The 11,982-nt window shown below is 54.1% G+C and carries 9 protein-coding genes; 4 read left to right on the forward strand and 5 right to left on the reverse strand.

Going from position 1 to position 11,982, the window contains the following annotated elements; all coding sequences use genetic code 11:
• Positions 1–64: 64 nt before the first annotated feature.
• Complete coding sequence (locus TU92_RS15840) at positions 65–1,066, reverse strand: zinc-binding alcohol dehydrogenase family protein (protein WP_112168182.1); 1,002 nt, start codon at positions 1,064–1,066, stop codon at positions 65–67.
• A 108-nt stretch (positions 1,067–1,174) separates the two neighbouring features.
• On the opposite strand from TU92_RS15840, the gene TU92_RS15845 reads away from it, so the two are divergent.
• Positions 1,175–2,083, forward strand: coding sequence for a LysR family transcriptional regulator (locus tag TU92_RS15845; RefSeq protein ID WP_112168183.1), 909 nt, complete (start codon positions 1,175–1,177; stop codon positions 2,081–2,083).
• Positions 2,084–2,142: 59 nt separating this feature from the next.
• Here TU92_RS15845 and ettA read toward each other — a convergent pair whose 3' ends face one another.
• From ettA to TU92_RS15860, 3 genes are all read right to left on the reverse strand, one after another.
• Entirely contained in the window at positions 2,143–3,810 is a 1,668-nt protein-coding gene (gene ettA / locus TU92_RS15850; protein ID WP_112168231.1) for an energy-dependent translational throttle protein EttA, read from the reverse strand.
• 218 nt (positions 3,811–4,028) lie between these two features.
• On the reverse strand, positions 4,029–4,709 hold the full coding sequence (rcsA, locus tag TU92_RS15855; RefSeq protein WP_112168184.1) for a transcriptional regulator RcsA: 681 nt from the start codon (positions 4,707–4,709) through the stop codon (positions 4,029–4,031).
• Positions 4,710–5,029: 320 nt separating this feature from the next.
• Positions 5,030–7,768 (reverse strand): cation-transporting P-type ATPase, encoded by a 2,739-nt coding sequence (locus tag TU92_RS15860; protein WP_112168185.1) that lies wholly within the window; start codon positions 7,766–7,768, stop codon positions 5,030–5,032.
• 631 nt (positions 7,769–8,399) lie between these two features.
• Here TU92_RS15860 and sltY point away from each other — a divergent pair.
• Together sltY and trpR are read left to right on the forward strand one after the other, a co-directional pair.
• Entirely contained in the window at positions 8,400–10,319 is a 1,920-nt protein-coding gene (gene sltY, locus TU92_RS15865) for a murein transglycosylase (protein ID WP_208640449.1), read from the forward strand.
• A 55-nt stretch (positions 10,320–10,374) separates the two neighbouring features.
• Positions 10,375–10,725 (forward strand): trp operon repressor, encoded by a 351-nt coding sequence (gene trpR, locus TU92_RS15870; protein WP_112168187.1) that lies wholly within the window; start codon positions 10,375–10,377, stop codon positions 10,723–10,725.
• 22 nt (positions 10,726–10,747) lie between these two features.
• Here the strand turns inward: trpR and yjjX are convergent, their stop codons facing one another.
• Positions 10,748–11,281 carry an inosine/xanthosine triphosphatase gene (gene yjjX, locus TU92_RS15875; protein WP_112168188.1) on the reverse strand — a complete coding sequence of 178 codons (534 nt, stop codon included), beginning with the start codon at positions 11,279–11,281 and terminating at the stop codon, positions 10,748–10,750.
• Positions 11,282–11,332: 51 nt separating this feature from the next.
• On the opposite strand from yjjX, the gene gpmB reads away from it, so the two are divergent.
• Positions 11,333–11,980: a 2,3-diphosphoglycerate-dependent phosphoglycerate mutase GpmB gene (gene gpmB, locus TU92_RS15880; RefSeq protein WP_112168189.1), complete on the forward strand. Its 648-nt coding sequence runs from the start codon at positions 11,333–11,335 to the stop codon at positions 11,978–11,980.
• Positions 11,981–11,982: the final 2 nt, after the last annotated feature.

Raw genomic sequence — 11,982 nt, forward strand, 5'->3', positions numbered from 1 at the left:
GGAAGCGCAGAAAACAGAAAGCCGCCACGCAAGTGACGGCTTTTTTATTTCCAACGGTGTCTGCTTAGAATGCGACGACCACTTTGCCCTGCATATGACCGTCGAGCACTTTGGCGTGCGCGGCTTCGATGCTTTCAACGCTCAGGCCGTGAAGGGTATCGCTCAGCGTGGTCTGCACTTTGCCTTCATCCACCAGCGCGGCGACCTGTTTGAGGATTTCGCCCTGCTGCGCGATGTCCGGCGTATTGAACATGCTGCGGGTGTACATCAGTTCCCAGTGCAGCGCGGCGCTTTTCAGCTTCAGCTGGTTCATATCCAGCGGATGTTCGTTCTCAACGATGGTACAGATGTGGCCCATCGGCGCGATCAGATCGGAAATCGCTGCCCAGTGACCGTCGGTATCGTTCAGGCACAGAATGAAATCCACCTGTTTGATGTCATGCTTCGCCAGTTCGCCTTTCAGATCTTTGTAGTTCACGGTCAGATCCGCCCCGCGATCCAGACACCACTGCACGGATTCCGGGCGTGACGCCGTCGCAATGACTTTCACTTTGCTGCGCAACGACGCGAATGGGATCGCCAGTGATCCAACGCCACCGGCACCGCCGATGATCAGCAGGGTTTTGTCTTCTGAGGCATTCTGGATGTTCAGATGCTCAAACAGCGCTTCCCACGCGGTAAGCGCCGTCAGAGGCATCGCGGCGGATTCCGCCCAGTTCAGGCTTTTCGGTTTGACCGACACAATGCGTGAGTCGATCAGCTGTTCGGTGGCGTTACTGCCGGAGCGGGTGATATCACCGGCGTACCAGACTTCATCGCCCGCTTTGAAATTTTTGACCGCGCTGCCGACGGATTTGACGATACCGCTCGCATCCCAGCCGAGGACTTTCGGCGCATCCAGACCCTTTTTCTGTACGCCTTTATGCACTTTGGTATCGACCGGGTTGACTGACACGGCTTTCACTTCCACCAGCAGATCGTGTTCACCGGCGGCAGGCTGTGGTAATTCGACAGCGATGAAATGCGCCGGGTCTTTCGGGTTTACTGCGATTGCTTTAACAGACATCAGAATTTCTCCGTTTGCTTCTTAGGGTATACAGACAGTCTAGCCCTCCTGCGGCAAGCTGATAAGATGGACAATATCTAACAAAGTGTTCGGCTGAGGTGAACAATCGTGTTTAAACAATTGCAGGACATGGCGCTGTTTGCGCTGGTGGCCGAATGCGGAAGTTTCACGCAGGCGGCGAAACGCGCGGGTTTGCCGAAATCCAGCGTCAGTCAGCGCATCAGCCAGCTGGAAAAATCCCTCGGCCTGCGGCTGCTCAACCGCACCACGCGCCAGCTGAATCTGACTTTCGCCGGTGAACGCTATTTGATTCATTGTCAGGAAATGATGCAGGCCAGTGAGCGGGCGGAGCTGGCGATACGCCGTCTGCGCGACAACCCGAGCGGGCGGTTGCGCATTACCAGCCCGGCGGGACTGGGCGCGACGCTGCTGGCGCGGGTGAACGTCGAGTTTCAGAAGCGGTACCCCGACGTCTCGCTGGAAGTGTCAGTCTCCGATGCGATGGTCGATCTGGTGCAGGAAGGGTTTGATATCGCACTGCGCACCGGCAAACCGCAGGACTCCTCGCTGATTGGCCGTGATCTTGGCCACAGCCCGCGCTATTTGCTGGCATCTCCGGCGTATCTGGCGCAGCATCCGGCGCTCGAATCGCCGCAGCAGCTGGCGTCGCATCACTGTATCGCGCACCGTGCCTGGTCGGAGTGGGTACTGCACCGCGGCGAATCCTATCATCGCTGGCTGTTGCCTTCGACGCATACCACCGACAATCTGCTGTATGCGCGGGAATGCGCGCTGGCGGGGGCAGGCATCACGCTGTTACCGGCATTTTTGTGTCATGACGAAGTGGCGAAAGGCCTGCTGGTGCGGGTGCTGCCTGAGTGGGAAGCAGAGGGCAACGATCTGTATCTGGTCTATCCGGGGAGGAAACTGAATTCTCCGGCGCTGGCCTGTTTTATCGATTTTATGCTGGAAGAGTACGGCTTTGCGAAGAGCTACAATGAGACGCTTGCGGGGTAACCGACAGACATAAAAAAGGCCCGTTTCCGGGCCTTCGCTGAAAAGCATAAGTAAGAAGATTACTTGATGATTTTCTTGTACTTGATGCGTTTTGGCTCTAACGCTTCAGCACCTAAAGTCCGTTTTTTGTATTCTTCGTATTCGGTGAAGTTACCTTCGAAGAATTCCACTTTGCCTTCATCCTGATAATCGAGGATGTGGGTCGCGATGCGGTCGAGGAACCAGCGGTCATGGGAAATGACCATGGCGCAGCCTGGGAATTCCAGCAAGGCGTTTTCCAGCGCGCGGAGGGTTTCGATATCCAGGTCGTTGGTCGGTTCATCGAGCAGCAACATGTTACCGCCAACCTGCAGCAGTTTAGCCAGATGCAGACGACCACGCTCACCACCGGACAGTTCGCCAACGCGTTTGCCCTGATCAACACCTTTGAAGTTAAAGCGGCCAACGTAGGCGCGGCTTGGCATTTCAGTGGTACCGATGCGCATGATGTCCTGACCACCGGACACTTCTTCCCACACGGTTTTGCTGTTGTCCATGGAATCACGGAACTGATCGACGGACGCCAGTTTCACCGTATCACCCAGCTCGATGGTACCGGCGTTCGGTGCTTCCTGACCTGACATCATGCGGAACAGCGTGGATTTACCCGCGCCGTTCGGACCGATGATCCCGACAATCGCGCCTTTTGGCACGGTGAAGGACAAATCATCGATCAGCACACGGTCGCCGTAAGACTTGCTCAGGTTTTTCACTTCAACGACTTTGTCGCCAAGGCGTGGACCCGGTGGAATGAACAGTTCGTTGGTTTCGTTACGTTTCTGGTATTCGGTGCTGTTCAGTTCTTCAAAGCGTGCCAGACGGGCCTTGCCTTTAGACTGACGGCCTTTTGCGCCCTGACGTACCCATTCCAGCTCTTTCTCGATAGATTTACGACGAGCCGCTTCAGAAGAAGCTTCCTGCGCCAGACGTTCATCTTTCTGTTCCAGCCAGCTGGAATAGTTACCTTCCCACGGAATACCTTCACCGCGGTCAAGCTCCAGGATCCATCCGGCTACGTTATCGAGGAAGTAACGGTCATGGGTGATCGCCACAACGGTGCCTTCGAAATCGTGCAGGAAACGTTCCAGCCATGCCACGGATTCTGCATCCAGGTGGTTGGTAGGTTCGTCGAGCAGCAGCATGTCTGGTTTTTCCAGCAACAGGCGGCACAGTGCCACACGGCGGCGTTCGCCCCCTGAGAGGGTCGCGACTTTCGCGTCCCAGTCGGCCAGACGCAGCGCATCGGCGGCGCGTTCCAGCTGGCTGTTAAGGTTGTGGCCGTCATGCGCCTGAATGATCTCTTCCAGACGGCCCTGTTCGGCGGCCAGTTTGTCGAAATCAGCGTCAGGATCGGCATACAGTGTATAGACCTCATCGAGACGTTTTAACGCGCCAACGACTTCGGAAACGGCTTCTTCCACGGACTCACGCACGGTGTGTTCCATGTTCAGCTGCGGTTCCTGCGGCAGATAGCCGATTTTAAGATCCGGTTGTGGGCGCGCTTCACCTTCGATGTCGGTATCAATACCCGCCATGATGCGCAAAAGCGTAGATTTACCTGAGCCGTTCAGACCCAGAACACCGATTTTGGCGCCAGGGAAGAAACTCAGGGAGATGTTCTTAAGAATATGACGCTTCGGCGGAACAACTTTGCCGAGGCGGTGCATGGAATATACGTATTGAGCCACGTTGTTTTGAGCCTCTTTCTCTGCGGACCGCGCGTGTGTGCCAGACCAGAGTTCCTGATCCAACGGGCGCTGCGGCGAAATAAGCCAGCCCCGCCTGACTGCGGCATGACTGATAAGGGTTCCGACCGGCAAGTTTAGCGTGTTTCAGTCGTGTTCCCAACCATCAGCTTCACAGTAAGGCGAGAATGTTACCGGAGAAGGGGGAGGCTTAACGTTTTTCACCAACAGGAACCCATGATTTCCCCGGATTCACTGGCAGGGCGCAGCGGGCGGGGGCGGCCAACAAACATGCCGGAAGTCAGGATGTCAGTGAGTTTAACAACATGATAAATCGCCTGTTTATTTTGGGTTTTGACTTTGCGTTTGATATTGCCTTTGTGCGAGGCCACGGTCTTTTGCTTGATATTCAGATGCTGCGAAATGTTCTGCGTATCCAGACCTGACATCCACATTTTCAGAATGCTGAACTCGGTGCGGCTCAGGCTGACCGGCGTAAGATCTAACGGCACGCCGATTTCGATCGCGCGGGAGAGTTGCAGGTTATGGGCGATCAGCTGGTAAATCGTCGTGGTGCGGATCGATTTCGACACAATGATCACGTTGCGCCGGATTGGCACATAGTTCTGATAGTTGAGGTTATCTTTGGAAATGAACACAAAAAACAGCGTATCGGGACGGGCATTGATGACGGCTTTCAGCGCCTGCCCCGACCGCACATCCGACATAAAGCAGTCTTCATTTACAAAGATGATTTCAGGTGTGAGTGACTTGCAGGCGGTTTGCAGCTCGCTGATGTCCTTAAGCGAAAGAATATCTTTCTGGTGTTGTCCGTTCAGTTGCAATAGCGACTGCAATGCCAGTTGCGTGTAATAGCATTTATCTACAATGAGCGATGACATCATGCGTTACCTATTTTTGGCTCCCTGAATCTGCTGGTGCAGAAAGAGCTCGTTGTTATGTGACCGGCTTTTGAATCTGTGGGGCGTACCCTGAAAATTGCCGGTAAGCGGCAATACTGAAAAAACTGTGTGCGGGAATACCCTTGGGCAGAGTAATAAGTCGGGGGCGGGTTGATGTAAATCAGTTGTGCGGGCTTTGGGATGTTTTGTGAGAAATTTGAGACGAAATGAGCCTGTGTGACCGTAATGTTTCAGAATTTGTCATATTTTTGAGAAAAAAAACCGGGCTACAGAACATAGCCCGGCAGTTTGCGTAAACGTCAGACTTTCTTGCGGATAAAGCGGTTCACCAGCCATTTCTCCATTTCGACGATGACGAAAATCATCGCCCCGACCACCAGCGTAATGCCCCAGAATTTCAGTGGCATTGGCACGGTGCCGAACAGGCTGTTCATCACCGGCAGGTAAATAATCGCCAGCTGCAACACCAGCAACACGGCGGAGACCACCCACAGACCTTTGTTGACGAACACTTCGCGGGTCAGCGGGAAACGGTCCATTACGCGACAGTTAAACATGTAGACCCACTGCGCGGTGACCAGCGTCTGCAACAGCACGGTGCGGATAAGGTCGCTGCTGTAGCCGCGCGGCTGCATCCAGGCTTCAAGGATAAAGGCGCTGCAGGCAATCAGGATACCGACGAACGCGATACGCCAGACCGAGTACAGATCGAGAACATGTTGACCCGGTGCGCGCGGACGGCGACGCATCATGCCTTTCTCTGCCGGCTCGAAGGCCAGACCGAAGGAAAGCGTGGTCGAGGTGGCCATGTTCATCCAGAGGATCTGCACCGGCGTCAGCGGGATCACCGCACCGGCCAGAATTGCCAGAATAATCAGCAGGCCCTGCGCGAGGTTAGTTGGCAGAATAAACAGGATGGTTTTCTTCAGGTTGTCATAAACACGACGCCCCTCTTTCACTGCGCTGGCGATGGTCGCGAAGTTGTCATCAGTCAGCACCATATCAGCCGCTTCTTTGGTGACTTCAGTGCCTTTGATGCCCATTGCGATGCCGACGTCGGCCTGTTTCAGCGCAGGCGCATCGTTCACACCGTCGCCGGTCATGCCGACAACTTCGCCGGTGTCCTGCAAGGCTTTCACCAGACGCAGTTTATGCTCAGGACTGGTGCGGGCGAAGATGTCGTACTGGCTGGCGGCGACCGCCAGTTCTGCGTCGTCCATGTGCTCCAGCTGGTAGCCGGTGATGGAATCGCCGCTGTTGCCGATACCCAGCATTTTGCCGATAGCCATTGCGGTTTCCTGATGGTCACCGGTGATCATTTTGACGCGGATCCCAGCCTGCTGGCACTGGGCAATCGCATCAATCGCTTCCGGACGCGGCGGATCCATCATTCCGGCGATACCGGCGAAAATCAGACCGTCCTGCAAATCGTCATGGTGCAAATCGCCGTTAATTTGAGGCTCATCTTTGAACGCTGCGGCAACCATGCGCAGGCCCTGACGGGCATAGCGCGCCATTTCCTCTTCCCAGTACTCGCGGCGGAAAGGTTTGATGCCGTCTTCAGTCAGCTCAAATTTCGCCAGCGAGAACAGCACATCCGGTGCGCCGGTCAAAAACAGCTGCGTTTTGCCGTTAATGCGTTGCAGCGTGGACATGTATTTGTGTTTGGAGTCGAACGGGATTTTGTCCAGCGGCTCAATTTTGCCGGTATTCAGGTTTGATTTTGCCGCCAGCACTTTCAGCGCGCCGGAGGTTGGTCCGCCAGTGATGCCCCAGTGGCCTTTGTCGTCCTGCATCAGCTGGCTGTCGTTACAGATATCCACGGCGGTGATAAAGGTGTTGAGCACCGGCGTGTTAATGACATCGATCTGCTGCTGCGTCACGGCATCAACAATACGGCCTTTTGGCTGGTAGCTTTCGCCTTCGACGTTGTAGACGTGGTCGGCCAGGATCACGGCCTTGACGGTCATTTCATTCATCGTCAGTGTGCCGGTTTTATCCGAGCAAATGACGGTCATGGATCCGAGGGTTTCGACGGTCGGCAGCTTGCGGATGATGGCGTGATTTCGTGCCATCGACTGGACGCCCAGGGACAGAATAATCGAGATAATCGCCGGTAAACCTTCCGGTACGGAGGCGACCGCCAGACTGATTAGCGACAGCAGCAGTTCGCCGAGTGGCATATCACGCAGGATGAAGGCGAAAACGAACAGGAACGCCATCATCAGTAAAATCAGGGCGAAAATGCCTTTGCCCAGTTTATCGATTTGCTGCAACAGCGGGGTACGCTGCGGCTTAATCTCAGACATCATCTGGTTGATGTGGCCGAGTTCAGTTTCTTTACCGGTGGCGTAAACCACACCGGATGCGGTTCCGCCGCTTATCATTGTGCCGGAGAACAGCAGATTGTGGCGGTCACCAATCATCACTTCGCCGTCAATGACGTGGGCGTTTTTGGTGACGACGGTGGATTCGCCGGTCAGGATCGCTTCTTCGACCTGCAGATTGTGGGCGCTGATGATGCGCAGATCAGCCGGGATCTTGTCGCCCGGACGCAGCTGCACGATATCACCGGGCACCAGCTGGTCAGCATTGATCGTTTGCACTTGTCCGTCGCGCAGGACGACGGCCTGGCTTGACAGCATATTCTGAATACTTTTCAGTGACTTCTCTGCGCTGTTTTCTTGCAAAAAGCCGATCAGCGCGTTGACGACCGCCACACCCAGGATCACAAAGGTATCAACCCAGTGTCCCATCGCGCCGGTCACAACCGCCGCGGCCAGCAGGATATAAATCAGGACATCATTAAAGTGCGCCAGAAAACGCATCAGCGCGCTTTTGGTTTGTTTTTCCGGCAGGGCATTTGGGCCATATTCATTCAGACGCTGAGTGGCGTCCTGAGGGCTCAGACCATTTTCGTCTGTGCCCAAACGTAGCATGGCTTCTTTACCGCTCAGCTGATACCAGGTTTTGTTTTCTGGCGAAGTTGAAGAGGAAGGACTGGCATTGGTTTTCACAACAGGTGATGAAGGATTCATAACGTTTTCCATAAGCGATTAAAAGAGTGTCGCAGATTTATTAATTCATCAGAGTAATTGCGGGAAATATCAAGCCGCTTTTACAATATGGGGGAGATGATAATTTAATACGGGAAAGCGGTTTTGATCTGAGTTAAGAAATACTTTGTTACGTGGGTTTTTAATATTTTTGTCTTTTAAAAACAATAAATTATAGAAATTAGGATTATCTGTATTTTTAACTTTTCATTTAACCTTTGTTTAGGAAGTAATTAATTAAGTAAATTAGCGTAAACAAAAATCAGGTTTGTCAGTGCATCTATTATAATTGTGATAGTAAGGTTGCTATCTTTTATCGCGAATAATCCTAAGAATATTTTAATTCACCTGTTAATAATAAGGTCATTATGCAGCCAATGTAAAAACGTCCCGGGATGTCTGGTAAGCATCCAACGTATGCACCACACTGTGTAAAGTTTGTGATGTCACGGCGGCATTACTTCAATTTTAAAAATGAATCGATTAGCGTAGGCGAGGTCTACAGTACGTAGAACAGTTTCGACATGAAAATCAGAGCGTCTGTAGCGTTATATCTGTGCAATCTGCGCAGTAAGAAAGACAACCCGCGAGGATAAAGGTAAGTATGGTCAAGGTGGACAAGTGGTACTCGCTGGCAATGAGCGTGTTGCTGGTGACGGCGTCGGGCGCGGCGAAGGCAGATTCCCTCGACGCACAGCGTCAGCACTACATGCAGATTAAACAGGCGTGGGACAGCAACCAGATGGACGTCGTCAGTCAGCTGATGCCGACGCTGGAAGACTATCCGCTTTATCCTTATCTGGAGTACCGCCAGCTGACGCAAAATTTGGGCGAAGCGACGCCGGCTCAGATCAATGCTTTCGTGAAAGCTAATCCGACATTACCGCCTGCGCGCTCTTTACCTGCCCGTTTCGTGAACGAGCTGGCGAACCGTCAGGACTGGAACAGTTTACTCTCCTTCAGCCCGCAGGCACCGAAACCGGTCGCTGCGCGTTGTAACTTCTATTACGCCAAATGGGTGACCGGCGATCAGAAAACCGCCTTCGATGGTGCAAAAGACATCTGGCTCACCGGCACATCGTTGCCGAACGCCTGCGACAAGCTGTTCAGCGTCTGGCAGGGAGCCGGTAACCAAACCGCACTGACCACGTTGCAGCGAATTGGCCTGGCGATGAAAGCCGGGAATACCAATCTGGTGAATTTCCTCGCCAAACAGCTGCCGCCGGATTACCAGACCATGCGTGATGCGCTGCTGGATCTGCAAAACAACCCGAACACCATTGAAAGCTTTGCGCGCAGCGTCGGGCCGACCGATTTTACCCGTAATGCCACCAGCATCACATTCGCCCGCATCGCACGCGATGATTCAGAAAATGCGCGCTCGATGATCCCGGTGCTGGCGCGCTTGCAGAAAATGAGCGACAGCGATCGTCTGGAACTGGAAGAAGCCGTTGCCTGGCGCTATATGGGTAGCGATGTGACCCCGGAACAGGCGGCATGGCGCGACAACGTGATTCTGCGCAGCCATTCCACCACGCTGGTCGAACGTCGTATCCGCATGGCGCTGGCCGCAGGCGATCGTCAGGGATTAAGCCAGTGGCTGGATCGTTTGCCGTCGGAGGCTTTGGAGGAAGACGAATGGCAGTACTGGCGTGCGTCGGTGATGATCGATAAAGGTCAGAAATCGCAGGGCGAGGCGATGCTGCGAACGTTAATGAAAGGCCGTGGTTTCTACCCGATGGCGGCCGCGCAAAAGCTGAATATCGCGTACCCGATGCAGATTTCTGTCGCCGCCAAACCGGATGCCAGCATCGGCAAGCTGCCGGAAGTGGCACGCGTGCGTGAGCTGATGTACTGGCAGATGGATAATCTGGCGCGCACCGAGTGGAGCTATCTGGTGAGCAGTCGCAGTGAAACACAGCAGTCGGCGCTGGCGCGTTATGCTTTCGAGCAGAAATGGCCCGATCTGAGTGTGCAGGCGACCATCACCGGCAAGCTGTGGGATTATCTGGAAGAGCGTTTCCCGCTGGCGTGGCCGGATGAATTCCGCCGTGCAACCAATGATAAAGGTATTACCCAAAGCTATGCGATGGCGATTGCCCGTCAGGAAAGTGCGTGGAATCCGAAAGCCCGCTCGCCGGTGGGCGCAGCCGGTCTGATGCAGGTGATGCCTGCCACCGCGCAGCATACGGTGGATATGTTCAGCCTGCAGGGTTACAGCAATCCGGCGCAGCTGCTCGATCCGCAGATGAACATAACCATCGGCACCAGCTATCTGGAATATGTCTATCAGATGTTTGGCCGCAACCGAATTTTGGCCAGTGCTGCCTATAATGCCGGTCCGTCACGTGTGAACACCTGGCTGGGTAACAGCGCGGGCAGAGTGGATTCCGTGGCTTTCATCGAGAGTATCCCTTTCTCTGAAACGCGCCGATATGTTAAAAATGTGTTGGCATATGATGCGTTTTATCGTTACTTTTTACATCAACCCGCCAAGATTTTGACGGATGCCGAATGGCAGAGGCGTTACTGATCTCCGGTTGTCTATGTTAAGCTGCTGTACTAGTTCAATAGTATGGCAGCCTAACATGACTCAACGACCGCTCAATGACCCTGCTCTTTCCCAACAAGGCAATGAGGACTGGCAGTGCTTTCTGGCACTGCTACAGCAATCTTTTGCTGAAAATTTGCATCAGGATTTGCTGCAACTGCTTCTGACGCCCGACGAGCGTGCGGCGCTGGGTACGCGGGTGCGGATTATTCAGGAGCTGATGCGCGGAGAGATGAGTCAGCGGGAGCTGAAAAGCCAGTTAGGTGCAGGGATCGCCACGATCACGCGCGGTTCTAACGGTCTGAAGACCGCACCGGCACCGCTGAAAGCCTGGCTGGGAGAGCAACTGTTGACGGACACGTCATCGACAAACAAAACGGACGACTGATGCGTCCGTTTTGGGCTTAAATTTAGTGAGTTTGCGCTCGGATCTGATACACCGAATTATGGAAGGGTGCTAACGCCAGTACCAGAGCCTGATGATAAACACTGGTGCGGGTGAGTTTTCCTGCTGTAAACACGCCAATGGCACCGCCTTTGCGTTTCACTTCTGCGATACCCGTCAGCTTTTCCATCTCATCACCCAGTTCACTGCCCTGGTTAATTCCCTGTAAAATGATTTCAGGTAACATCAGGCTGGCTGAACGGGATTCGCCGCGCTGGTGCATGTTTTCAATCACCATCCATGCGAATGTCATATTGTCTTCGATACCGGCTTCAACGCCGACCCAGAAGTCAGCTTCCGGGCGAACCTGACGTGCGCCGATCACGCGGTGACGTGCGCCGGTGCGGGTTTCGTTGCTGCCGATGGGCTGATTGGGAACACCACTGTCGACGTCAACGCCTTCGATGCGAAATGCCTCAGCGCCGAAAATATCTTCAAAAGCCATGGCGATAGCTTTGATCTTTGCCGGGTTAGTGGTTGCAGCGACAACATGGTACATAGAGTTTTAGCATCCTTTAGCAAATTTCACGCAGTATAACGGAAAACACACATGTTACAGGTATATCTCGTCCGTCATGGCGAAACAGAATGGAACGCAGCGCGCCGTATTCAGGGGCAGTCAGACAGCCCTTTAACGGCAAAAGGTCTTTTTCAGGCCCGTCAGGTGGCGGAGCGTGTGCGCAAAGAAGGGATCACACATGTCATCACCAGTGATTTGGGGCGTACCCGTCACACCGCGCAGATTATCGCTGATGCCTGCGGCTGTGAAGTGATCGAGGAACCGCGCCTGCGCGAGCTGCATATGGGCGTACTCGAAGAGCGCATTCTGGATGGACTGACCGAGCAGGAAGAGGTCTGGCGCAAGCAGATGGTGGACGGTTCGCCAAAAGGACGTATTCCGGAAGGTGAAACAATGACCGAGCTGGCCACGCGCATGCGCGCCGCGCTCGACAGTTGTCTGGAACTGCCCGCGGGCAGTAAACCTCTGCTGGTGAGCCACGGGATTGCGCTGGGCAGTCTTATCAGTACGATCCTGGGGTTGCCTGCTTATGCTGAGCGTCGTCTGCGCCTGCGTAACTGCTCGCTGTCGCGGGTCGATCATCAGGAAAGCGCCTGGCTGGCGAGTGGCTGGATTGTTGAAACAGCGGGCGATATCTCACATCTGGATCAGCCCGCACTGGACGAATTACAGCGCTAATA

Origin of the sequence: Rahnella inusitata, assembly GCF_003263515.1 — a bacterium.
Classification (GTDB): Bacteria; Pseudomonadota; Gammaproteobacteria; order Enterobacterales; family Enterobacteriaceae; genus Rahnella; species Rahnella inusitata.